Below are 24,143 nucleotides of genomic sequence, written 5' to 3'. Positions count from 1 at the left end.
CCTTTAGATAAGGTTATGCTTACGTAGCAGAGTGACCACTTGCTCCTGCACGGCTTCGTATGATTGCCGTGCATCAATCACCTCTAGCTGAGCATGATTAAAGGTAATCTGCGGCATGAGTGTTGCTTTTGCCTGCATGGCCTCTTTGTCATGGTCTGGCTTGCGCTGAAAGGCCGTCTCCGCATCCACATCCAGTAAAATCACAAGATCCGGCTTAAATTGTGCAATTTTGCGATAAAGCCCGCGCTCCAACCATGCGAGGAGTCGAATAAAAGGATTATGGCTATATGCAGTAGAAAGACCCGGCCCATCACATTGATGACCGGAAATCTCCGCTTGAGGGTACCGGTCCGTTACCACGAAGAACCCAGCCTCCACCGCCCGCTTTACCCGCAAAAACCGCCGATACCGGATCGCAGAGAAGGTAAACATCACAATCGCGGTTAGCATACCGGGGATTTTCTCCCCCTTTGTGCGCGCTTTTTTAGCCTTGCTATTCAGCTTCTTCTCCACAGCAGGGCCAATAAGTGGCAAACGACCAATCCGGCGGCCTAAATCCCCAGAGCCTAAGCCAAGATAGCCATAGCGCATTGGTTTTTCAGTGGCGAAATGTTCCACCAAATATTCACTAATGCTCGATTTGCCAGAGCCATCACACCCTACCAAAGCCACCAATATGCCTGCCCGCCGGCCATTTTTATGGCTCGACCTATCTACTCGCTGCGTGGCGGGAGCAGGGTAAAGGGCTAGCACCTTCCTTACAGTCTCCTTCGCTTGGGTGAGTACCTCTGCCAAAGGGGCGGTGGCATCAATATCCACAATCGGCGCACCGGCAAACTCAACTTGGCTCAAATCCTCAATCTTGCGCGCAAGCTTATAAGGCACATGGTCCGGTTTACGCTGCAACGCTGTAGCCAAATCCACATTTAAACGAATCACCACATCAGGCCGAAAGCGCGCCATACGGCCATAAAGGGCTCGCTCTATCTTGCTAAATAAGCGCATCCCCATACCATCCCGGTTCAATGCCGCGAGGGAAGGGCCATCCATAGGGCCGGGAACGACATTTTGTGGGTAACGGTCCGTCAAAATAGCCAAGCCACGCTCATGCTTAACACGCATGCACCCAAAACGCACAATACGCCGCATAGAGAATATAAAACTGCAGATCGCCGCTAATGCGCTTGCTTGCTTGCCAGACTGCGTTCTTGCGGTTTCCTTCTTGGACTTACCCCTTACATAAGGGCCAAGAAAGGGTACAGAATCCAGAGCACGGCCAAAATTACCAGCCTGTTTGCCTAAATGACAAAAGGCTGTTGGCCGCTCTGCCCTTAACTGCGCCAGCAAAGCCTCCCCTATTGTGGATTTCCCACTTCCATCACACCCAACCAAGGCTATCACTGGCTGGTGCCGTCCCTCAACTGGTTGGGGCATGAACTCGCTTACACGCATAGCACTCTCATCGTTTTTAATGCGTCTATCATAGCCTGTCTTGCTCCTCCATAACAGGCTTATGATAAACTCGCCCGCATAAAGTGCCTCATAATAAATAGGCTTTTTTAACAAATGGTTATACGCCCTACGGTCCTACTTCTACCAAGACCTCATAACTGTTTTTATTTATTTTATAAAGCAATCCCATAACGCCGCGCGCACCACACCATTACCGTATAAAGTACGATAGTCATAACACATCCCACAGCCAAGCTGCCCCAAAAAGGCCAATCACGCCTCAATAACGCCGGAATAAGCAAAAACATGGGGAGAGAGGGCAGGACGTACCAAAAGGTGGCCTCACTATGGGTTTCCATCATCGCCCGGTCAGGCTTTTCTACCCACAGAAACATCATCCCCAAAACAGAAACAAGCGGGAGTGAAGCAATCAACGCACCAAAAGCAGGCAGACGCCGCCCAACTGTAGCAATAGACGCTATCAAGATAGCGGAAAGAATTGTTTTAAGGAGGAACGGAGCCATAAACATCCTTCATCATGCAGGAGAAAATGGCCGATTGTGGTGGGCACACTAGGGCTCGAACCTAGGACCCGCTGATTAAGAGTCAGCTGCTCTACCAACTGAGCTATGTGCCCACAATCGCTAACCGATGCCCTTCCTCTATCAGACCACTGCTAAGCGAGCAAGGGCTTTTACGCCATTCCTGACAAAAAGATTACATTTTAGCGTGTAAGATGCGCCATCAAGGCCTCAAATTGCTCTAACGAGGAATAATTAATCTTCAAAGAGCCACTTTTGCCATTAAACCGTATCTGCGTTTTCAGGCCAAAGCGCGCTGATAAATCCTCCTCCAAACGTGTGATCTCTGGGGCGGGGTGCGCTGCTTTAACCGCGGCCGACTCTGCCTTATTCAACCGCGCAACCATATCCTCCGTTTGCCGAACATTCAGCCCCTTGGACAGCACCTCCGCCATACCCGCTACAGGCTCAGGATGGCTTAATAAAGCCCGTGCATGGCCAGCACTTAAAGCCCCCTCGCGCAACTGAACCAACACAGGCTCGGGCAAATTAAGCAAGCGCATTGTGTTTGTAATATGCGAGCGAGACTTCCCAATCGCCCCAGCAAGCTCCTCTTGAGTCAGGCTATAATCCTGCAACAAACGCTGCAATCCCATGGCTTCTTCCACCGGGTTTAGGTCCGAGCGTTGGAGATTCTCCACCATGGCCGCGGCCATAGCATCGGTATCATCAAGCTGACGAATATAAACGGGCACCTCATGCAGACCCGCCTTTTGTGAGGCCCGCCAACGGCGTTCCCCCGCGATGATTTGATACCGCCCCTTATGCTCTGGGTCTGGTCGCACCAAAATAGGCTGAATCACCCCGCGTGAGCGAATGGAATCCGCAAGCTCGGCCAAACGCTCCTCATTCATATCCCGCCGCGGCTGAAACGGGCTAGGGGAGAGAAGGTCCACCCCCAAACTCCCCGGCTGAGATGGTGCACGGGCCTCTGTTTGCGGGGCCCCCGCACGCGCTAAATCAGGAGCTTGGTCTCCCAGCAATGCAGCAAGCCCACGCCCTAACTTACGCGATGATGGTGATGCTTTTTTTGCCATGATGCTCAGCCTTTCTTCTTCAGCCGTTTTAGCAGCTCATCCCCTAAAGCTTCATAAGCCTGCGCCCCGGTAGATGAGCGGGCATAATCCAACACAGGCTGACCATGGCTTTGCGCCTCGGAAATACGAATATTGCGCGGGATGACCGTCTTAAAGACTTGCTCCCCAAAAAAGCCGCGCGCATCTTCTGCCACAAGGGTGGAGAGATTATTACGCGTATCAAACATCGTCAGTACAATCCCTTCTAAATGAAGGTCCGCGTTAAAAGCCAAACGCACACGCTCAATCGAACGTACAAGCTGACTAATCCCCTCCAAAGCAAAGAACTCACATTGCAAAGGCACTAACACACTTTGCGCCACAACAAGGGCGTTTAATGTCAGCAACCCAAGGCTTGGGGGGCAATCAATTAAGATAATATCGTAACGATGTAGTAATGGTTGTAGTGCATCCCGTAACCGATATTCCCGCCGGTCTTGGTCGATCATCTCCAGCTCGGCCCCAGCAAGGTCGGCATTTGCGGGCATGACATCCAGCTTTGGCACCACGCTTTTGCGGAGGAGCGTCTCTGCGGGCTCATCCTCCAACAAGGCACCATATGTGCCACGGCCACGCTTATCATACTCTAAGCCAAGGCCTGTTGAGGCATTGCCTTGGGGATCAAGGTCCACCAACAAGACACGCTTACGCCGCGCAAGGGCAGCTGCCAAGTTCAGGCTGGTTGTTGTTTTGCCCACGCCACCTTTTTGGTTGGCAATGGCGATAATATGCACAGTGTGAGAGGAAGGCTTAGACACGTCTAAAATCACTAATCTTGAGAAGGACCCCATCGGGGTCTGTATGGCTAGGGAAGCTATTATATAGCATGTGCCAGTCAGAGCGGGCTTTGGTCAACTCATCTGGCGTTTTTCTTCCCTTTAAAAACAAACAATAGCCATCCTCTTTTAACAAAGGCCGCGCCCACGTTAAAAGTTGGGGCAGGGGGGCAAGGGCACGAGCGGTGATAATATCGGCAGGCTCTAGCACAGCTTGCTCGATCCGTTTTGCCAGCACACTAACACGCGCCCCACATTCCCGCGCGGCCTCGCGTAAAAAGGCGCATTTGCGTTGGTCAGACTCAATTAGCGTAACAGGATTACCCGTTGCTATAGCGACAATCAAACCGGGAAAGCCCCCGCCTGAGCCAAGGTCAGTTATCCTTGCCCCTTCAGGCACATACGGCACAAGTTGGAGACTATCTTCAATATGCCGCTGGCGAAGATGGGCAATATCTTTAGGGCTTACAAGGTTAATTTTCTCATTCCAGCGCGTTAAAAGCTGGGTGAAGTGAGCGAGCTTCGCTTCAGTTTCATGTGAAACATGGTGCATTAGGGACGGCTCCTCATATAAGCCAGCAGCGCAATCAAAGCCGCAGGGGTAACACCACGCACACGCCCAGCGGCTGCAAAATCAACCGGGCGGGCTGCACTTAATCGCTCTTGCATCTCTTGGCTTAGCCCCCCAATCGCCCCGTAATCCAAATCCTCCGGCAAACGAAGGGAAGCCTCACTTTTAAGTTGCTGAATCTCCCGCTCTTGCCGGCGCAGATACCCCCCATAGCGGGCCTCTGTTTGCACATGCCGCCCAATGCGCAACGGCAAAGCCGCAAACCACGGGGCAAGCTGAGCAAGCTGTGCTTCATCAGCTTGTGTGGCTAATACATCCAGCAAGCTGCGCCGCCGCCCATCTTGGGAGACCTCAATCCCATGTGCGCGCAAATCTTGGGGCAGAAAAACCGGCTGACGCGCCTGCTCCATCGCCGCCTCAATCTGACACACCGTATCCTTAAACGCAGCCTCACGCTCTGGCCCAACACAGCCAGCCTCAATCGCCCTCGGAGTGAGGCGTAAATCCGCATTATCTGCCCGCAATAACAAACGATATTCCGCCCGTGAGGTGAACATCCGATAAGGCTCGCTAATGCCATGGAGGGTGAGGTCATCAATCAACACACCAAGATACGATTCCTCCCGCCCTAATGTAAGCGGCTCCTTCCCCCCTACAGCGCGGGCCGCATTCAGCCCAGCGAGCAACCCTTGCGCCCCGGCTTCCTCATACCCTGTTGTCCCGTTAATCTGCCCAGCCAAATACAAACCGGGAAGGGCTCGTAACTCCAAAGAAGGCCTCAGCTCTCGCGGGTCCACATAATCATACTCCACCGCATAGCCGGGTGTGACGATGCGCGCTTGCTCCAACCCCGGCATAGAGGCAATCATCAGCTCTTGGACCTCCGCTGGGAGAGAGGTGCTAATGCCATTAGGATACACTAAATCCCCACCCGGATTGCCCGGTAGGGCCTCTGGCTCCAAAAAGATTTGATGACTATCGCGCCCAGCAAAACGAACAATTTTATCCTCAATAGACGGGCAATAACGCGGCCCCCGCCCGGTAATCTCCCCCCCATACATGGCAGAGAGATGGAGATTTTCCTCAATAATCTTATGGGTTTGTGGCGTTGTTTGGGTAATACGGCACGAAATCTGCTTATTCGGCAAAGAGGTGGTGAGTGTACTAAATGCCTCTGGCTGCACGTCTCCCTCATCAGCAGGCAGGGCCTCCCAGTCGATACTCTCGCGGGCAAGGCGCGGGGGGGTGCCCGTTTTTAACCGCCCCATCTTCAACCCCAGAGCCTCCAACCGCTCACCGAGCATCGTCGCAGGGGCATCCCCAATACGCCCCGCTGGTCGGCTCACCCGCCCTGTATGAATCACCCCCCGCAGGAAGGTCCCGCTCGTCAACACAACAGCCCCCGCCATAAAGCGGCGGCCATCCTCACACACCACACCGCGCACATGACCTTGCTCGACAATCACATCCCCCACAGCCCCGGCAAGTATGGTCAGATGAGGGGTTTGGGCCAAAAGCCCCTGAATCGCCGCCCGGTATAAGGACCGATCCGCCTGCGCACGCGGGCCATGCACCGCCGGCCCTTTGGAGCGATTAAGCAGCTTAAAATGAATTCCCGCTTGGTCCGCTGCTTTGCCCATCAGGCCATCAAAGGCATCAATCTCCCGCACGAGATGGCCTTTACCAATGCCCCCAATCGCTGGGTTGCACGACATGCTGCCTATCGTGTCCAGCTTATGGGTTAAAAGCAATGTGTCTGCCCCAAAACGGGCCGCGGCGGCGGCGGCTTCCGTCCCTGCATGGCCGCCCCCCACGACGATAACATCATAGCGTTGCGTATGTGATGTACTCATGCCGTAATGTTACTTTCCTATACAAAACTGGCCGAAAATTGTATCGAGCAGGGCCTCTACATCCACATGGCCTGTCAGCCGCCCTATAGCCTGCATTGCTAAGCGCAACTCCTCCCCGCGTACCTCCGGCCATGAGGCCTCCAACGCATGGGTAAGATGCTGCTGCGCCTCCTGCAACCCTGCACGATGGCGCGCCCGCGTTAAAGGCGGTGTGCCACGTTGTGCCATAAGCGTGGCAAGATGTGCTTTTAGCCATTCACGCAAGGGGGTTAAACCGGCCTCATCCTGCGTATGCACCCCAAGTTCACCTCCCTGAGTCGGCGTCAGGTCTGTTTTGGTGCGTAATTTTACAGCATGAGGGGCGAGCAAAGGCGTCTCATCCCCCGGCCCGACGAGATGAAACAATACATCCGCCTTCTCCACATGCTGCATGGTCCGGCGGATGCCTTCAGCCTCAATCTCATCCTCTGTCTCGCGTAGCCCTGCTGTATCAATCAAGCGAACCCGAATCCCCTCAATCATCCACTCAACACTTATCGCATCCCGCGTTGTGCCAGCTTTTTGCGTCACGATGGCTGCATCCTGCCCACTAAGAGCATTAAGCAAACTTGACTTCCCGACATTTGGGGCCCCAGCGAGAACAATCTTCAACCCGTCCCGCACAATCTCGCCCCGCTCATCAGCAAGATGAGCCTGCATCTCCTGCGCTAAAGCCCGACACTCTTCTATAAGGGCACCCTCCACCTCTGGGGGAAGCTCCTCATCGGGGAAGTCAATCAACGCTTCCTGTTGGGCTAAAATCTGCCGCAATCGCGCTGCCCATCCTGTATAAAGCTGGCTTAATGCCCCATCAGCTTGCCGCAAGGCTTGATGACGCTGCGCTTGTGTTTCCGCCTCAATTAAATCCGCAATCGCTTCCGCTTGGAGAATATCCATCCGCCCCGCTTGGACAGCCCTGCGGGTAAACTCCCCCGGCTCAGCAGGGCGGCCACCAAGATGCACAAGAGCCTGCGCTACGGCCTCTATAATCGCCGGGCCAGCATGGAGGTGCAGCTCAAAACTATCTTCCCCTGTATAAGAGCGCGGCCCCGGCAACCATAAGATAAGGGCATGGTCTAACACATCCCCCTCATATGTTAAGGCCCGCACGCTAGCGTGACGCGGCGGCGGTAAAGCCCCGCATAATGCCTTCAAAATCTTACCACTCTCCGGCCCGCTTACCCGCATAACCGCAATCGCCCCCTGCACGGGGCCTGTCGCTATAGCAAAAATTGTATGAGTGGATGCGCCAGATATGTTCATGCCGCCTTTCATACAGCACTCCTGCCAGAAAAGCAGCGTTTTGTAGAAAGAATTGACGCTCATCGCTAAAACAGGCAGCTTAGAACTTATGCCACAGCTTTCTTTTCATTCCCCCCTAGGTGCCCTCACTCTTAGCGAAGAGGACGGGCGCATCGTCTCCCTTGATGAAGGCTGGGGACGCGACCAGAGTGAGACCCCGCTCCTGCTTCAGGTACGAGACATGATGCAGGATTATTTTGATGGCAAAGCGGTGGATTTCCAATCCATCCCGCTCATGCTGTGTGGCACAGCCTATCAAGAGCGCGTATGGGCTGCCTTACGCACAATTCCCCATGGCCAAACCCGCAGCTATGCCGAGCTAGCCCGCAGCATCGGCGGTAGCCCGCAATCCATCGGCCAAGCCGTGGCGCGCAACCCGTTGCTTATCCTCATCCCCTGCCATCGCGTATTGCCCTCTCATGGCAAAAACTACGGCGATTACAGCGGCTTTGACGGAGCCGAGAGCAAAGCCTTCCTGCTCGACTTAGAGCGTGAGATACTCACCCCGTAAAAACGGGCTATTATAAAACATACCCTATAAGCTCCATACAAAATTGTAATAATAGCTTTTTCGTACCTGCCTCATCCGCCAAAAACAGGCATTTAACAAGTACCGATATCCTTTACATAAACAATACCTATCACAGAAAAAATAAAACCAATTTTATAATGTCTCATAAGTCCAATAACGAAAAATATGAAGTCTTCCTAATTTAACGGAAAGGAACGATTATTTATGGTTACCGACCATAATATACCCCTGATAATCGCACGAATACAATTTGCACTTACCGTTGGCGTACATATAATATTTCCTGCATTTTCAATCGGACTATCTGTTTTTCTCACATTCCTTGAAGGGATGTGGTTAAAAACGACTGATAATCGTTATTTAAATCTCTTTAAATATTGGTTGAAGGTCTTTTCAATCGTCTTTGGGATGGGTGTCGTCTCCGGGATCGTTATGGCTTACGAATTCGGCACAAACTGGGCTAGATTCTCTGCCAAAGCAGGACCGATCACCGGTGTTCTACTCTCCTATGAGGTTATGACAGCCTTCTTCATGGAGGCAGGCTTCCTTGGTGTTATGCTTTTCGGGCTAAACCGAGTTGGGCGCAAAATGCACTTCTTTGCCACTTGTGCTGTCACCACGGGAACACTCATCTCCATGACATGGATCCTTGCGTCAAACTCATGGATGCAAACCCCGCAAGGCTATATCATCGACCCTAAAACCGGCCATTTTTTACCAAAAGATTGGCTGGCCATTATTTTTAATCCGTCATTCCCTTATCGGATCATCCATATGGGACTGGCCGCTATGCTCTCTGTCGCCTTTACTGTAGCGGCGGCTGGAGCGTGGCATCTACTCAAAGCAAAAAAGAACAAAACACAGGCTGATAGTACAGTCCGCCTTATGTTCTCCCTCTCCCTTTGGATGATTGTCGCCACAGCCCCGCTCCAAATCTTGGCAGGTGATATGCACGGGCTAAATACCCTGAAATATCAACCCGCTAAGATTGCAGCGATAGAAGGAGACTGGATAAGTGAGAGACGGGCTCCCGAACTGCTCTTTGGCATCCCGAACATGAAGACCGAGCATACAGATTATGCCATAAGTGTCCCACTACTTGGCTCTCTCATCCTTACCCATGACATTAATGGCAAGGTCCCCGGGTTAAAAGATTATCCAGCAGACCAACGGGCCCCCTCGCCAATTGTATTCTTCTCCTTCCGCATCATGGTTGCCTTGGGAGGGATTATGCTGCTCTGTGGTTTATGGTCACTCTGGCTACGCCATAGGGGACGGTTTTTTACACATCCACTCTTCTTGCGGGTAATGCTCATCATGGCCCCGGCCGGCTTTGTTGCATTGCTCTGCGGCTGGGTCACCACCGAGGTAGGCCGCCAACCATGGACTGTGTACGGCTTACTTCGCACAGAAGACAGTGCTTCACCCCTTGCTCTCTCTAGCCTGTCTTTCTCCATGCTCTTTTTTGTCGTGATTTATGTTTTTGTCTTTGGCTCTGGCCTTCTCATGCTCGTCCGTCTGCTCAGAACCGCCCCAGAAGCCACCGATAACACTCATGATGACACCATGATTCTAGGTAGTCATCACCATACGGTCTCTCATAACAAAGAGGTGCCCTGACATGTCCGGTCTTGCTTATTATTTGCCCTTCATCTGGGCTTTCATCGTCATTCTAGCCATCTCTATCTATGTCATTCTGGATGGTTTTGACTTAGGCATTGGTATGCTCTTTGCTTTTGAGAAAAAGCCAGAGCACCGCGATGTTATGATCAACACCATTGCCCCTGTCTGGGATGGTAATGAGACATGGATGGTTTTAGGGGGTGCTACATTATTTGGTGTTTTCCCCGGTGCTTACAGTACATTACTACCCGCTTTTTATATTCCCATCATCATCATGCTGGGTGCCCTAATCTTCCGTGGTGTTGCCTTTGAGTTCCGCATCATGGCGCACTCCCCCGGTTACCGGACATTCTGGAACAAGGGCTTCATGGCAGGCTCCATGCTCGCATCCTTTTGCCAAGGATGTATTCTTGGGGGCTATGTCCAAGGAATCCACACTCATGACGGTGCTTTTGCCGGTGGCCCAATGGATTGGCTAACACCCTTTAGTGTTCTCTGTGGCCTCTCTGTCATCATCGGCTATGCCCTTTTAGGCACAACATGGTTGGTCTGGCGCACATCCGATGAGCTAGAAGCACAATGCCGCCGTTGGTCTAAACGGCTATCTATCCTAATGCTTCTTTGCATCATTGCCGTTAGCTGTTGGACGCCTTTCCTCCATGCGCCCTATCTTCATCACTGGCTTGCTTTCCCGAACATTCTATTCGGCCTGCCTGTCCCGCTACTCGTAGCCCTATTTGGGTTTATGATGTGGCACAGTTTGGATAAAGACCACACTATTACACCCTTCCTCTGCACTATAGGATGGTTCCTACTAAGTTTGGTGGGGCTAGCTATCACCATCTGGCCCTACGCTGTTCCCCCAACATTAACCCTGTGGGATGTAGCATCACCTGTTCCTAGCCAGCTCTTCCAACTTGTTGGGACCGTTATCTTGCTCCCTATCATCACAGGATACTCAATTTATTCTTACTATCTCTTCCGTGGAAAGGTCACCAAAGCCGATGGATATCACTAAATTCATCACATATGATGCAAAGAAGGTTCCCACTTCTTTTTGTAAGCGTCTAGGCTGGTTCCTCAGCCTCTGGATAGCGGGCACGGTCACCATTATTCTGGTGGCCAGCCTGCTCCATATGTTGATCCCTCATTGAAGGACAGCCCACTAACATAGACCCGTTATAAAAAAGGCAGGTCCCTTAATGAGGGCCTGCCTTTTTTGCAGCAACTTACTAACTATAATAATCTAGTTATTCATCGCATCGAAGAAATCCTGATTTGTCTTGCTATAGCGCAGCTTATCAAGCAGGAAGTCCATAGCATCCATCGTGCCCATGGGAGCCAAGATACGGCGAAGGACCCACATTTTGGAGAGGGAGGCACGATCCACCAATAGCTCCTCCTTACGCGTGCCGGACTTGGTGATGTCGATAGCGGGGAAGGTCCGCTTATCAGCCAATTTACGATCCAACATCAGCTCGGAGTTACCTGTACCCTTAAACTCTTCGAAGATGACCTCATCCATACGGGAGCCTGTATCAATCAAGGCTGTAGCGATAATGGTAAGGGAGCCGCCTTCCTCAATATTACGCGCCGCACCGAAGAAGCGTTTAGGCCGTTGGAGGGCATTAGCATCCACACCACCGGTCAACACCTTACCAGATGACGGCACAACCGTGTTATAGGCACGCGCAAGACGTGTGATGGAATCTAACAAGATGACCACATCGCGCTTATGCTCAACAAGACGTTTGGCTTTCTCCAACACCATTTCCGTCACCTGCACATGACGATGAGCGGGTTCATCAAAGGTGGAGGACACAACCTCACCACGCACAGAGCGGGCCATGTCTGTCACTTCCTCAGGTCGCTCATCAATAAGCAGAACAATGAGGAACACATCAGGATGATTTGCCGAGATAGAGGCCGCAATGCTTTGCAGCATGACCGTCTTACCCGTCCGCGGGGGGGCGACAATCAACGCACGCTGGCCCATCCCAATAGGAGCGACAAGGTCAATCACGCGGGAGGTATAATCTTTTTGGTCTTTACGGTCCCGTCCCTTGCTTTTTGCTGGGGCAGGGGCGGCATTAACAGCATCTTGCTGCTCTGTCTCCATCCGCAAAGGACGCTCAGGAAAGAGCGGTGTTAGATTATCAAAATTAATCCGCGTGCGAACTTGCTCCGGAGCTTCAAAATTGATCGTATTGACATTTTGCAGGGCGAAATAACGCTCGCCATCCCGTGGGGCGCGGATTTCCCCTTCCACCGTATCACCCGGCCGCAAGGCAAAACGCCGCACTTGCGCAGGGGAGACGTAAATATCATCAGGGCCGGGAAGGTAGTTTGCCTCTGGGCTACGAAGGAAGCCAAAACCATCCGGCAAAATCTCAAGAGTGCCCTCGCCGTAAATAGCCTGTTCACGCTCGGCAAGAGTTTTGAGAATAGCGAACATCATATCCTGCTTCCGCAGGGATGAGGCATTCTCAACCTCCAATTCTTCAGCAAAAGCCAATAGATCAGCGGGAGATTTCTTCTTCAATTCGGCGAGATGCATGAAATGATGCGCCTTGGTAAGCCCCTCTCACGAAGGGTGAAAATAGGAAAGAAAACGGAAGTCCAGACTAAGGGCTGATAAAGGCCCCCAAATACTACCAATCAATAGAGACAAGCAAAATGACGTTTCTCTAAAGAAAGACTGGCAAAACTGCCTTCCGGTGCGAAGGGAATGACCCGGCAGGCTGGGCAGGACGCCGCCTCCATAAGGTTCGACCCCTCATTAAGTGAAAGGAGCCGATACTGTCAAGACGCCCCCTCTCACTTAACATCATCATACTTACACAACCTTTAGCAGCGCATCCGCTGTTCGTAAGGAAAGTGCCATAATGGTCAAAGCAGGATTAGCCGCCCCAGAGCTAGGGAAGGTAGAGTGATCGCTTATCCATAGATTCTCAATATCAAAACTACGGCCATAGGGATTAACCACCGCAGAGCCTGCATCTTTACCCATACGGCATGTGCCAATCATATGGGCAGCACGGCTAATAACCCGTATATCCTTCGCCCCGATCGACTCCCACATCTTCACCATCAGACGGGTAGCATGGCGGTGCATGGCCTCCTCATTAGGGCCATAACTATAATCAATGCGCGGTTTTGGCAGGCCAAAAGCATCTTTCTCCTCCGAGAGGGTTACGCGGTTTTCCTCCCGTGGGAGGCTCTCCCCGTGCATCCCGATACCGGCACTATAATTATAGGCGGCCAAAGTTTGGCTTAAAGCTTTACCACGCCGCCCATCAGCACGCACAAGATTTGCCGCCCATGTCAGAGGCATCATACCGAGGGATTGTAGCAAATAGCCCCCCGCAAAATCCGCATCCTTAGGCCGGAGCATATCCTCAGTAATCGTAAGGGATGGGTATCCTTTATTCGGCCGGATTTCCTCATCAAACACGCCCCACACTTGGGTGGAGACATGTGTCATGTAATTCCGCCCCACTTGGCCGGAGCTATTGGCCAGACCATTATGCAGTAATAAGCGAGCCGTCTCCACCGCCCCAGCGGCAAGAACAACAGCCTTACATTTTTGCCGTTCTTCTCGCCCATCTTTTACATAAATGACAGCTGTAATCCGCCCCTGACTATCACGCTCAAAAGCTGTTGCCATACAGCCGGGACGCAGCTCCGCCCCATGAGCGCAAGCTAGCGGTAGATAGGTATTATCAACACCTGATTTCGCCCCATTGCGGCAACCTTGATGGCAGGCCCCGCAATTAACACACCCTTCACGATGACCAAAATGAGGCTGCTCACGCCCTTGCGAAATCACAGCTACAGGCCCATCCGCATGGCGTAACCCTACATTATCGCACGCTTTCCGCATTTTAAGGGCTGCTGCATTAGGGGCCAAAGGAGGATAGGCATAATGGCGGCTTTCATCCCACGGATAATGCGCTGGGCCGCTAACCCCGATAAAACGTTCAACCTCCTCTATATAAGGTTGAATCTCCTCAGCACCGAAGGGCCAATCAACCCCTTGGCCGGTCTCACTATGGAGATGAAACTCCCGCTTATCCATTCGTGGTAAAAATGCCCCGTAATGAAGCAAAGAGCCCCCAAGGCCCGTCCCGCTATTATTGCCACCAAAGGCTTGTGGGGTCTTCCCACCGGAGAGCCGCTCATGCAGCCAATAAAGCTCCTGCGCGGTTGGCTCATCAGGCGTATGGGACCGCGCTTGAAAAGCCGGTCCTGCTTCCAACGCTACGACCTTTCGCCCTGCTTGGGCCAGCCGCGCTATAAGAGGGGCACCACCGGCCCCTGTACCGATAACAACAACATCAGCAATTTGTTGTGAAACATCATTCATCATGTTCTGCGTCATCAAACTATGTCCATCACCTTATGGATAAAGTGGTTTAGGTTGGGGTACATGGGGATTGTACGGGCTTTTATGAGAGAGGTACCGAGTACTGGGGACGGTACTGTACCCCCTTATAAAAAGGGGATTGTACACAGGCCCATTGTGGAAAAAGAAGGATAACATCCTGGAGGCCTTGAGTCTTCTTGCTCAATGAAGTTGTACACAGTGTGAGTAAGCTGGGGTACATTTTTAGAAAGCCGGGTACCCCAGTTTTCACAGGGTTTAACCACATCATCAATTTATAATTTTATAAATTAAAATGTTGTGTTGTCGGTCTTTCTTCTCACGCACGCTATGATTTCACGTCATTTTCGCTTTAAAGCTGAACCCTCTACGGATGGAACTTTTCTCTCACATATAGCCCTTTATCCCACCATGTTTTATGGATGATTCCGATTCAAAAAACGGCGTTCATTTTCAGGCTCAAACGCTTCTTTTTGCTCTAAGCTATGAGCCGAAAATCCTTGTATTTCCTTATCTCCACCGGTCATATTGGCAGAAATACCAAGCTTATCTTGCGCTATAGGATGCGCCAGAAAAGACGATACAATCGCCGTGCGCATATCCCCACTCCACAAAGCCATCTGGGCAGGGGAAAAAGCAGCGGAAGAGCAAGCTGGTAATGTGCCTGCAAAAGCATCATCAAGCAGAGAGCCACGATCTTCAGCCTTTAAGGCTGTATAAGAGGTGCTAAAAAGATGCTGAGCGTAATCATTAAGAGAAGCTAGGCCCATCTCCCAAGCTTTTAAGTCAGTTGGGAGGTCGGCAAAACGCCACCCATCACCCGGCCCGGCGAGGGTTTTATCAATCATAACAGCAAGGTTAAGGTGAACATCACCAAGCAGAGAGCTTTGTGGCAAAATATCATCGCAAACTTGCTCTAAACAATCGAAAGATGATGCAGAGAGATGCTCTCTCTTGCCTTGTTCATCCTCCATACGTTGTAACAGCGCAGAGCGCGTGCGGGCTGATATATGGTCTGATTGAAGGAAATCAGGGGGTGTGCGTGGCATGGTCTTTTCCTATAAGAAAGATGAAAAAAGTAAGAGAAGGCTTTACCCTATTGTCTCATCAGGAGATATAAGGGAATGAAATGCGAGGCCTTTTCTGGCAAGTGGGGGGTAAAACCCGTTTTTCAAGTTCTAAAAAAGCAGGAGACATAAGGTGACGGTTGAAATTAAAGTCCCTGTGCTTGGGGAGAGCCTAAATCAGGCAACCGTGGCACGTTGGCTCAAGCAGTCTGGTACATATGTACAGGCTGGGGAAACGATTTTAGAACTAGAGACGGATAAAGTGACCCTAGATGTCCCCGCACCAGCGGCAGGGCAATTAACATATGACCTTGCTGAGGGCATTGATGCTGATGTTGGGCAGGTTGTTGCTCTTATTGATGAGACAGCACCACCGCCGCGCGTTGCTCCAAAAGAGACGGTGGATGAACACGCCCCAGAGCCTGCGCTTGCGGTGGTTGATGATGCCCCACCGGCCTCTCCCGCCCCTCAAGAGGCTGTATCTGTGAAAGATGATAGGCAAGAGAAAGAACCTTTCATAGAGCATGTGGCTGAGGGGAATGAAGGAGAACGGCGCGTACCGATGAGCCGCCTTCGCCAAACCATCGCCCGTAATTTAAAGGCGGCGCAAAATAACGCGGCTATTCTTACAACCTTTAATGAGGTTGATATGAGCGCGGTGAAGGAATTGCGCGCTCAATATCGGGATTTGTTTGAGAAGAAGCATGAAGGTGCCCGATTGGGCTTTATGTCCTTTTTTGCTCGCGCTGTTATAGGGGCTTTAAAGGATTATCCTATCCTAAATGCACAGATTGACGGCCAAGAGATTGTCTATCGGGATCATGTTAATCTTGGCATTGCTGTGGGAACAGAGCGCGGCTTGGTGGTGCCTGTTCTGCGTCATGCAGAGACGTTGAGCTTTGCGGAGCTAGAGAAACGCATTGCCGATTATGGGAAACGGGCCCGTAAAGGTGGCCTTGCTCTTAAAGAGTTAGAAGGGGGGAGCTTTACCATCACGAATGGTGGAATCTTTGGTTCGTTGCTCTCCACGCCCATTCTTAATGCCCCGCAATCTGGGGTGTTGGGTATGCATGCAATTCAGGAGCGGCCTGTTGCCCGCAATGGGCAGGTGGTCATCCGGCCTATGATGTATGTGGCCCTCTCTTACGATCATCGGCTTGTTGATGGACGTGAGGCGGTAAGCTTCCTCGTGCGGTTAAAAGAGTTGATTGAAGACCCACGCCGTTTGCTTTTGGATATTTGACCCTAAGCTAATTGGTACAGAAAACCCCCTCTATTCTGATTGGATAGAGGGGGTTTTGTTAAAGAGGTAAGGTTATAAGGGGGTGTTGATTATCAATGGCCCCAACCAGCGGGGATTTTGCCACCATTGTTAGCAAGCTCGGTGTAAACTTGCTTAATGAGCCATACATTCATCGTGGCGGTATCGTTTTTATCGCCTGTATAATGCAGCTCATCAGCTAGGGATTGACGAGCCTGTAAGGAGCTGTCGAGCCCTAGGAGCTTGAGAAGATCAACAATCGATTCTTTATAGTTCAAAGGTTGTCCTGCCTTAGCAGCCAGCTCTTTTAGAACAGCATCTACATCGACTTGCGCAACAGAAGGCGTGGCAGATGGTGCAGCATTGTCAGCGGCTTCCGCAGGGGACGTGCCAAGCAGGCTTTTGGCAAAGTGCGAGACTTTGGAGACGATGTCGTTAAAAAGACCCATGATGTAGTCCTTCCTTCAAATAGGAGTGAAAAGGTTGGGCCATGCTCTTTGCCTTCATTTTTATATGAAAGCAAGGAGCATGACTGATAGTAGTGATTAATATCGGTACAGGTCGTGCTTAAACGGCCCTGTTGGGGAAACACCGATATAATCAGCTTGCGCTTGCGTCATCTTAGAGAGAGTGGCTCCGACCTTTGCGAGATGCAAGGCAGCGACTTTTTCATCAAGAATCTTTGGCAATGTGTACACTTTCCCCGCCTCATATTGGCCGGGTTTAGCGTTCCAAAGTTCAATCTGTGCAAGGGTTTGGTTGGTAAAGGAGGCAGACATCACAAAAGAGGGATGACCTGTTGCATTACCAAGATTCACCAAACGCCCTTCAGAGAGGAGGATTAAGCGGCGGTTAGGGGCAAGCTCAATCTCATCAACCTGTGGTTTAATGTTGGTCCATTTATGGTTGCGCAGGGCAGAGACCTGAATCTCACTATCAAAATGCCCGATATTGCAGACAATGGCCCGGTCTTTCATCTCACGCATATGCTCAATGGTGATGATGTCCTCATTACCGGTGCAGGTGACGAAAATATCCCCACGCGGAGCGGCATTTTCCATCGTGACGACTTCATACCCTTCCATAGCAGCTTGAAGGGCGCAGATTGGGTCTACCTCTGTGACCAGCACACGGCAGCCAGCACTCCGCAGAGAGGCGGCAGAGCCTTTACCCACATCACCATAACCAGCCACGACAGCGACTTTGCCAGCCATCATAACATCAGTCCCGCGGCGGATGGCATCAACCAAGCTCTCGCGGCACCCATAAAGGTTATCGAACTTCGATTTCGTCACGCTATCATTAACATTGATAGCAGGGACTTTCAGCAGCCCTTTGCGTTCCATCTCCCAAAGGCGATGCACGCCTGTTGTGGTTTCTTCAGAGATACCGCGAACCTCTTTGAGAAGGTCGGGGTATTTTTCGTGCATGAGGGTTGTAAGGTCCCCCCCATCATCAAGGATCATATTAGGTGTCCAGCCATCAGGGCCTTTGATGGTCTGCTCAATACACCAAATGAACTCCTCCTCATTCATCCCCTTCCACGCGAAAACGGGGATATTTGCTGCAGCAATGGCTGCGGCGGCTTGGTCTTGGGTGGAGAAGACATTGCAAGAGGACCAACGGACCGTTGCCCCAAGGGCGATGAGTGTCTCAATAAGGACAGCGGTTTGAATGGTCATATGCAGGCAGCCAGCAATCCGCGCGCCTTTAAGCGGCTGGCTTTTGCCATATTCGGCACGCAGAGCCATCAGGCCCGGCATTTCCCCTTCTGCGATGGAGATTTCCTTACGGCCCCAATCGGCAAGGGACATATCGCGGACTTTGTAATCCTGTTTACTCATTTATTGTTCCTCAGCTTTTTGCTGTTTTTGGACCTCATAACTATAGAGCCTTGCATAGTCGGTGGGAAGGAGAGGAGGTTAAGAGTTTCCAGCAGAAAATAAGCCTCCCTATATTGCGTCCTATTTAGCAACGTGCCAGAGAACAAAGCGCGCTTTTAAATAAGGGGCGTTATACCTCCCAGAGGGAGGGATGGCCGTGCCTTCGGTCCGGGTTAAAAACTGTAATGGGGGTGGTTATGCCCGACAATACTGTTCCGACTTTCTCTTTTACAGTGCTGGACCCTGCTTTAAAGGAGGCTCATTCCGTCCCACGCATTAAAGGGCTTGTTTGGGCGATTGAGGCTGTGCCGGGGAAGGGCATCACCCCGTTGGAAGCCGATGAGGTCCAACGTATTTTGCAATCTCCCGCTGTGGAAGACCCAGAAAATGATGTGTTGTTAGAGGCGAACTCATGGTGTTGGCTGCATTTTGATACGGTTCATCGCTCTGCACGCAGCCATGTAGGGCGTTTGCCCGGTATGCCAGAAGATGTTGGCATGATGTTAGCAGAGACGGATTACGGCATTGCGTTGGAAGCCGCGGATGATACGGTTTGGGGGGCTTTACCGGCTTTTGATGATGCGTTAGCGGAGGAAGATCGCGAGATTTGTGCATGGCGGTTTGCGATGCGGCAAAATTTGCTCATCACCACGCGCCGCACGCCCATCCCTGTTTTAGGCTCGGCTTATCGCTCCTTGCAGACACAAGGTGTCCCGCGTAATCCCGCTGGGGTTATAGACCGTGTTTTGAGGGACTTTACCGGGACGGTACGCCGCCAACTGGGCCAGCTTGATGATGAATTAGACCGCGCGGAAGATGTCCTCTTAGCTATTGAGCATGGCTCCGACCTTGGGCATCTTGGTGGGATTGTAGGTAAAGTGCGCCGCCGTGCGACAGAGCTGCGGCGCGTTGTCATGCCGATTGACCGTGTATTGCGTGATGAAGATCTCGACCTCCCCGATTGGGCGGAGGATGATTTGCGTGACCGTGCCGAGCGACAGATTCATGCTGCGTTGGATGACCTCATCGCTTTACAAGACCGCGCGCGTTCGCTGCAAGATGAGCTTGCCTCTAGCCAAGCTGAAGAAACAAACCGCCGCCTATGCATTGTCTCTATTGTGACGACCCTTATGCTCCCTGCCACATTAGTAACGGGCTTCTTTGGGATGAATACCGGCGGTATGTTCCTAGCCTCTGGCGGGTTAGGCACCATCTTTGCGGGAGGGTTGTGTGTCGCGGCCATGATTGTGACCTTCATCTTTATGAAGATGGCACGGCTTTTTTAGACAAATAAAGGAAGGAAACAGTAGCACAGAGCGTTGTTGCAAATTATTATCATAATAAATACTTACAGTCTTATATCGGTACTAATTATGAGAGACGATTATGTCATTCTTTTAAAGAAAAAGGGGATGGACAGCATCCGCAAACCTGCTTATCCTCCCCCATTGAAGGTTAATACCGGAGTGGATTGGAACTGTTTATTAGAGAAACAGGATTAATCATCTTCCTTTTCGCGTAGGTACTACCTATTTTCTGACATCAGATAGTAAGGAAGGAGTCCTTTAAATGTCTGATAAAAACATCATTCGTACAACAGCCGGTGCCCCTTGGGTGAGCAATCAGGACAGTAAATCTGCTGGTCCTCGTGGTCCGTTGCTGCTGGAGAATTATCAGCTAATTGAAAAGCTGGCTCACCAGAACCGTGAGCGTATCCCAGAGCGTACTGTCCATGCTAAGGGTGTTGGTGCCCATGGGACATTGACTGTCACAAAGGACATCACGAAATATACATGTGCGTCTCTTTTCTCCAAGGTTGGGAAGAAGACGGAGATGTTCTTGCGGGCTTCCACCGTTGCTGGTGAGCGCGGGGCTGCCGATGCTGAACGTGACGTGCGCGGTTGGGCGTTGAAGTTCTACACCGATGACGGTAACTGGGATTTGGTGGGTAATAACACGCCGGTCTTCTTCATCCGTGATCCGATCAAGTTCCCGGACTTCATCCATACGCAAAAGCGTCATCCACGCACTAATCTGCGTTCTGCTACGGCGATGTGGGACTTCTGGTCTCTTAGCCCAGAGAGCTTGCATCAGGTCACTATCCTGATGTCTGATCGTGGTATCCCTAAAGGCATCCGTAACATGAACGGGTATGGCAGCCATACCTACTCCATGTGGAATGCGAAAGGTGAGCGCTTCTGGGTGAAGTTCCACTTCAAGACCCAGCAAGGTCATGAGTTCTACACAACTGAGGAAGCGGCCGAGGTTGTTGCTAAGACCCGTGAATCCACACAAGAAGACCTGTATGAGAACATCGAGAAGGGGAACTTCCCCAAATGGACGTTCTATATCCAGGTAATGGAAGAAGAAGAAGCCGAGCGCGTCAACTTTAATCCGTTTGATGTAACCAAGGTTTGGTCTCATAAGGATTATCCGTTGATTGAGGTTGGTGAGCTAGAGCTTAACCGCAACCCAGAGAATTACTTCGCTGAGGTTGAGCAGGCTTCGTTCTCTCCATCCAATATTGTGCCGGGTATTGGTTTCTCTCCTGACCGTATGTTGCAGGGGCGTATCTTCGCCTATGCAGATGCGCATCGCTACCGTGTTGGGACGCATTATGAGGCATTGCCGATTAACCGTCCTAAAATCAAGGTGAAGAATTATCATCTTGATGGGCCGATGCTTCATGATGTGCCAAAGCGTGGCGATGGCGATTATTATGAGCCAAACTCCTTTGGTGGCCCGGTAGAGGATTTAGCAGCGATGGAGCCGCCGCTGCGTGTTAGTGGGGATGCCACCTATTACGAGCATCGTAAGGATGGTGACGACTTCGCTCAGCCGCGTGCTTTGTTCCATCTGTTTGATGCAGGGCAGAAGCAGCGTCTGTTCAACAATATCGCAGGGGCTATGGCTGGTGTGCCGCAAAATATCATCGACCGTCAGCTTGCTTTGTTTGAGAAGGTTGACCCTGCCTATGCCGAAGGGGTCCGTAAGGCTCTAAAAGGCTGCTAAGCTGGTTTAAGCATCTACGCTAAACTAAGGAAAAGCCCTCTGCGTTATAGGCGCAGAGGGCTTTTTTATGTGTTGATATGGATGATGAAGGTAGAGGCAAGGGAGGGATCATCACCATGTTGTAGGGTGATGACATCTTGTTGTCCGGCGGGGAGTTGCCCAAGGCGTGTTAATTCAGAAAGATTTTCAGGGAGGGGGACGTCAATCTCTCCAATATGGAGATGGAAGGGCACCTCTGATGAAACATGAGCTGGGCCAATAACATGCTGATTTAACGCGCGGAGTTCAGCGTGGTTTTGGTCGATGAGGCGTGCAAGCCCTTTATAGCCCTCTAGTGTTAAGGGGAGGAAAGAGCTTGCTTCATCTTGGCTCTCGGCAGTGAAATCAAGCGTATTATCCTCCGACCTAAAGGTAAGCCAATGACGGTTTGTTTCTGCATTGCGGAGGGTTATCAAACCGCGTGATGTGGGGATGATGTCACTCTCTGGCAGAGGGAAGGGGAGGGAGATGCGTTTATGAAACCGTGCCTTGAGAGGGGGGTTATCCTCATAAGAGGTGAGAGGAGCCTTTAGATAAAGGGCAAGGCCGGGGAGCTGATGTGCTGTAAAGGGTTGGAGGATAATTGCATCAGCAAGGCTATCATGGCTCATCATTTGGCCTGTTGCATCTAATAGCCAGAGATGATGGGCGTTTGCTGCTGTCATATGCTCAAAAGGGGAAGAAAGAGGCATAAAAATCCTACCGGGGTGTCTCATAGGCATATAGGTGGCATATAGGTTTCACGGGAAACATTCTAGTTGAAACCATAAAATTGCACCCCGGTAGGTTTGGGGTTAGGCTGTTACATCGACTAAAACCACTTCCGTATCCTCTAGGGCTTTTAGTGTTAGAGCTTCTTGTTGGGCGATGGCGGCCCCAGCGCGGGATGTGATGCTTTGCCCATTAAGGAGGAGGCTGCCCTTAGCGGGGACGAGATAGCCCAGCCGGTCTTTCCCTAATTGATAGCGGATATCGTGACCTTTTTGTAAATTGAAGCCAACCACACGGGCATCTGCGTGGATAGGTAAAGCCCCCTCGTCCTCAGCATAGCCGGAGGCGAGGATGCTCATTTGGCTTGTTTGGTCATTTTTGGGAAAATGACGCGTCCCCCAGGAGGGCGCATGACCTTTGGATGTGGGGATGATCCATATTTGGAATATTTTGGTAGGGATGGCCTCAAGATTATATTCGCTGTGGAATATCCCCGTCCCAGCAGACATCACTTGTACATCACCAGCTTCCGTCCGCCCGCTATTGCCGAGGCTATCTTTATGGGTAATAGCCCCTTCACGCACATAGGTGATGATTTCCATATCCCGATGAGGGTGGGTGTCAAACCCTGTACCGGGGGCGATGATATCATCATTCCATACGCGGAGATGGCCCCAATTCATACGCTTAGGGTCCATATAATGAGCAAAGGAAAAATGATGATGAGCGTCCAGCCACCCATGATGCGCATGGCCCAATGTTGCAAAGGGACGGATGTCTATCATGATAGAAGAACTCCTTCATAAGGTGATAGGAGGAGTCTAAAATCTAAGAGATAGATAGTGTATAGAAAGAAAAGAAAGCTATTTGTTCTAAAACTATCATCGTCTTAATTTTGCACCATTTTGTTAATATAAAATTAACTTCCTTATCGGGAGGCTATGAGACGCCATGAAATTACCAGACTTTGAAGCATGGGCTATTTTTGCCAAAGTGGCTGAATATGGCTCTTTCTCGCAGGCAGCGAAGGAACTGCAACTCTCCCCGCCGACTGTCTCTAAAGCGGTGAGTCGTTTAGAGCAGTCTTTAGGTGTGTCGTTATTCAGCCGTAATTCTCGGCATATGTCCATCACACAAGCTGGGCATATGGTGTTGGAGCGGGCAAATCGTATCTTTTTAGAAGCGGAGCTAGCAGAGGCTGAGGCGCGTGGGGGGAAGGTTCAGCCTTCTGGTCTTATTAAAATAGCAGCCCCTACGATTTTCGGTATTCGGCATATCTCGCCTATTCTCCCTTCATTTTTGGAAAATTATCCAGAGATTGACCTTATGGTTAATTTTAGTGATTCTTTTGTGGATCTGATTGCCGAAGGTTATGACCTTGTAATTCGTATTACGCGGCTAGCTGATTCCGCACTAACTGCGCGGAAGTTGTGTACCGTGCGGCGGTTGCTTGTTGCAGCCCCTTCCTATGCGGCCTCTTTAGGGGGGATAACACACCCACGGGATTTAGAAGGCCAAAAGAGCTTTATTTATAGCAATGGTGTGGCACCGGGGATGATTCGCCTTATGGGGGAGGGGGTGCATAAAGGGGAGGTTTATATGCTTTCCCAAAAGGCGCGCCTTCAATCAGATAATGTAGAGGGTTTTCTTCCGGCTTTAGAAGCGGGGTTAGGCTTTAGTCTTTTACCAGAGTTTTTAGTAAGTGACGCGCTGGAGGCAGGGCGATTGGTGGGGCTTCTCCCCGGTTGGCATGTGGAGGATGTAGGGTTGTATCTTGTCACAACGGGGCGGGCTTTGCGCCCACAACGCGTTACGTTGTTGATGGAGCATCTCATACGCCATTTTGAAGCTCCTGCATGGCGGAAGGGTAAGGCTATAGAAACGTGAAAAGCTCCCTTTCTATTTTTGTTCTATGCGCCTCATGATCTGACCATTAGCGTATGGGGTGAAGTGACCTTTTGATAGAGAAGGTCACGCGGAA

At 51.1% G+C, this 24,143-nt stretch carries 21 protein-coding genes and 1 tRNA gene; 7 read left to right on the top strand and 15 right to left on the bottom strand.

Annotated features, from left to right (window positions below; all coding sequences use genetic code 11):
• Positions 1–3: 3 nt before the first annotated feature.
• The 8 genes from GM557_RS08865 to mnmE all read right to left on the bottom strand — a co-directional run bounded on the left by GM557_RS08865 (position 4) and on the right by mnmE (position 7,611).
• A complete protein-coding gene (locus tag GM557_RS08865; protein WP_230873356.1) occupies positions 4–1,434 on the bottom strand; it encodes a hypothetical protein in 1,431 nt (476 codons plus the stop codon).
• 191 nt (positions 1,435–1,625) lie between these two features.
• A complete protein-coding gene (locus tag GM557_RS00370) occupies positions 1,626–1,976 on the bottom strand; it encodes a DUF3147 family protein (RefSeq protein WP_370513395.1) in 351 nt (116 codons plus the stop codon).
• 37 nt (positions 1,977–2,013) lie between these two features.
• Positions 2,014–2,089 (bottom strand) — tRNA-Lys (locus GM557_RS00365).
• Between the two features lie 87 nt (positions 2,090–2,176).
• A complete protein-coding gene (locus tag GM557_RS00360) occupies positions 2,177–3,070 on the bottom strand; it encodes a ParB/RepB/Spo0J family partition protein (protein WP_155572511.1) in 894 nt (297 codons plus the stop codon).
• 5 nt (positions 3,071–3,075) lie between these two features.
• The gene (locus tag GM557_RS00355; protein ID WP_155572510.1) at positions 3,076–3,900 is read right to left on the bottom strand and encodes a ParA family protein; all 825 of its coding nucleotides are present in this window, start codon (positions 3,898–3,900) and stop codon (positions 3,076–3,078) included.
• Positions 3,860–4,438, bottom strand: coding sequence for a 16S rRNA (guanine(527)-N(7))-methyltransferase RsmG (rsmG, locus tag GM557_RS00350; RefSeq protein ID WP_155572509.1), 579 nt, complete (start codon positions 4,436–4,438; stop codon positions 3,860–3,862). Before rsmG ends, GM557_RS00355 begins: the two co-directional genes overlap by 41 nt.
• A complete protein-coding gene (gene mnmG / locus GM557_RS00345; protein WP_155572508.1) occupies positions 4,438–6,309 on the bottom strand; it encodes a tRNA uridine-5-carboxymethylaminomethyl(34) synthesis enzyme MnmG in 1,872 nt (623 codons plus the stop codon). Before mnmG ends, rsmG begins: the two co-directional genes overlap by 1 nt.
• Before the next feature lie 9 nt (positions 6,310–6,318).
• A complete protein-coding gene (gene mnmE, locus GM557_RS00340; RefSeq protein WP_230873357.1) occupies positions 6,319–7,611 on the bottom strand; it encodes a tRNA uridine-5-carboxymethylaminomethyl(34) synthesis GTPase MnmE in 1,293 nt (430 codons plus the stop codon).
• Positions 7,612–7,699: 88 nt separating this feature from the next.
• Here mnmE and GM557_RS00335 point away from each other — a divergent pair, with 88 nt between their 5' ends.
• The 3 genes from GM557_RS00335 to cydB all read left to right on the top strand — a co-directional run bounded on the left by GM557_RS00335 (position 7,700) and on the right by cydB (position 10,823).
• Complete coding sequence (locus GM557_RS00335) at positions 7,700–8,161, top strand: methylated-DNA--[protein]-cysteine S-methyltransferase (protein ID WP_155572506.1); 462 nt, start codon at positions 7,700–7,702, stop codon at positions 8,159–8,161.
• A gap of 225 nt (positions 8,162–8,386) precedes the next feature.
• Complete coding sequence (locus GM557_RS00330; protein ID WP_155572505.1) at positions 8,387–9,802, top strand: cytochrome ubiquinol oxidase subunit I; 1,416 nt, start codon at positions 8,387–8,389, stop codon at positions 9,800–9,802.
• 1 nt (position 9,803) lies between these two features.
• Positions 9,804–10,823 carry a cytochrome d ubiquinol oxidase subunit II gene (gene cydB, locus GM557_RS00325; protein WP_155572504.1) on the top strand — a complete coding sequence of 340 codons (1,020 nt, stop codon included), beginning with the start codon at positions 9,804–9,806 and terminating at the stop codon, positions 10,821–10,823.
• Between the two features lie 228 nt (positions 10,824–11,051).
• Here cydB and rho read toward each other — a convergent pair whose 3' ends face one another.
• The 3 genes from rho to GM557_RS00310 all read right to left on the bottom strand — a co-directional run bounded on the left by rho (position 11,052) and on the right by GM557_RS00310 (position 15,238).
• Positions 11,052–12,362, bottom strand: coding sequence for a transcription termination factor Rho (rho, locus tag GM557_RS00320; RefSeq protein ID WP_099026616.1), 1,311 nt, complete (start codon positions 12,360–12,362; stop codon positions 11,052–11,054).
• A 279-nt stretch (positions 12,363–12,641) separates the two neighbouring features.
• On the bottom strand, positions 12,642–14,186 hold the full coding sequence (locus GM557_RS00315) for a GMC family oxidoreductase (protein WP_230880551.1): 1,545 nt from the start codon (positions 14,184–14,186) through the stop codon (positions 12,642–12,644).
• A 419-nt stretch (positions 14,187–14,605) separates the two neighbouring features.
• Complete coding sequence (locus GM557_RS00310) at positions 14,606–15,238, bottom strand: gluconate 2-dehydrogenase subunit 3 family protein (protein WP_155572503.1); 633 nt, start codon at positions 15,236–15,238, stop codon at positions 14,606–14,608.
• A gap of 151 nt (positions 15,239–15,389) precedes the next feature.
• On the opposite strand from GM557_RS00310, the gene sucB reads away from it, so the two are divergent.
• Complete coding sequence (gene sucB, locus GM557_RS00305) at positions 15,390–16,499, top strand: dihydrolipoyllysine-residue succinyltransferase (RefSeq protein ID WP_370513394.1); 1,110 nt, start codon at positions 15,390–15,392, stop codon at positions 16,497–16,499.
• Positions 16,500–16,591: 92 nt separating this feature from the next.
• Here the strand turns inward: sucB and GM557_RS00300 are convergent, their stop codons facing one another.
• Positions 16,592–16,966 carry a DUF3597 domain-containing protein gene (locus GM557_RS00300; protein WP_155572502.1) on the bottom strand — a complete coding sequence of 125 codons (375 nt, stop codon included), beginning with the start codon at positions 16,964–16,966 and terminating at the stop codon, positions 16,592–16,594.
• Positions 16,967–17,062: 96 nt separating this feature from the next.
• Positions 17,063–18,361, bottom strand: coding sequence for an adenosylhomocysteinase (ahcY, locus tag GM557_RS00295; protein ID WP_155572501.1), 1,299 nt, complete (start codon positions 18,359–18,361; stop codon positions 17,063–17,065).
• 236 nt (positions 18,362–18,597) lie between these two features.
• On the opposite strand from ahcY, the gene GM557_RS00290 reads away from it, so the two are divergent.
• Together GM557_RS00290 and GM557_RS00285 are read left to right on the top strand one after the other, a co-directional pair.
• Positions 18,598–19,686 carry a CorA family divalent cation transporter gene (locus GM557_RS00290; RefSeq protein WP_155572500.1) on the top strand — a complete coding sequence of 363 codons (1,089 nt, stop codon included), beginning with the start codon at positions 18,598–18,600 and terminating at the stop codon, positions 19,684–19,686.
• A gap of 283 nt (positions 19,687–19,969) precedes the next feature.
• Complete coding sequence (locus tag GM557_RS00285; RefSeq protein WP_099026622.1) at positions 19,970–21,412, top strand: catalase; 1,443 nt, start codon at positions 19,970–19,972, stop codon at positions 21,410–21,412.
• A 65-nt stretch (positions 21,413–21,477) separates the two neighbouring features.
• Here GM557_RS00285 and GM557_RS00280 read toward each other — a convergent pair whose 3' ends face one another.
• Together GM557_RS00280 and GM557_RS00275 are read right to left on the bottom strand one after the other, a co-directional pair.
• Positions 21,478–22,143: a hypothetical protein gene (locus GM557_RS00280; RefSeq protein ID WP_155572499.1), complete on the bottom strand. Its 666-nt coding sequence runs from the start codon at positions 22,141–22,143 to the stop codon at positions 21,478–21,480.
• A 102-nt stretch (positions 22,144–22,245) separates the two neighbouring features.
• The gene (locus GM557_RS00275; protein WP_155572498.1) at positions 22,246–22,947 is read right to left on the bottom strand and encodes a pirin family protein; all 702 of its coding nucleotides are present in this window, start codon (positions 22,945–22,947) and stop codon (positions 22,246–22,248) included.
• 166 nt (positions 22,948–23,113) lie between these two features.
• On the opposite strand from GM557_RS00275, the gene GM557_RS00270 reads away from it, so the two are divergent.
• Complete coding sequence (locus GM557_RS00270; RefSeq protein ID WP_155572497.1) at positions 23,114–24,049, top strand: LysR family transcriptional regulator; 936 nt, start codon at positions 23,114–23,116, stop codon at positions 24,047–24,049.
• Positions 24,050–24,143: the final 94 nt, after the last annotated feature.

Source organism: Bombella sp. ESL0385 (assembly GCF_009725755.1).
GTDB classification, from domain to species: domain Bacteria; phylum Pseudomonadota; class Alphaproteobacteria; order Acetobacterales; family Acetobacteraceae; genus Bombella; species Bombella pollinis.
The sequence above is the reverse complement of the archived record's forward strand: the minus strand, read 5'-3'. Positions and strand labels throughout refer to the sequence as shown.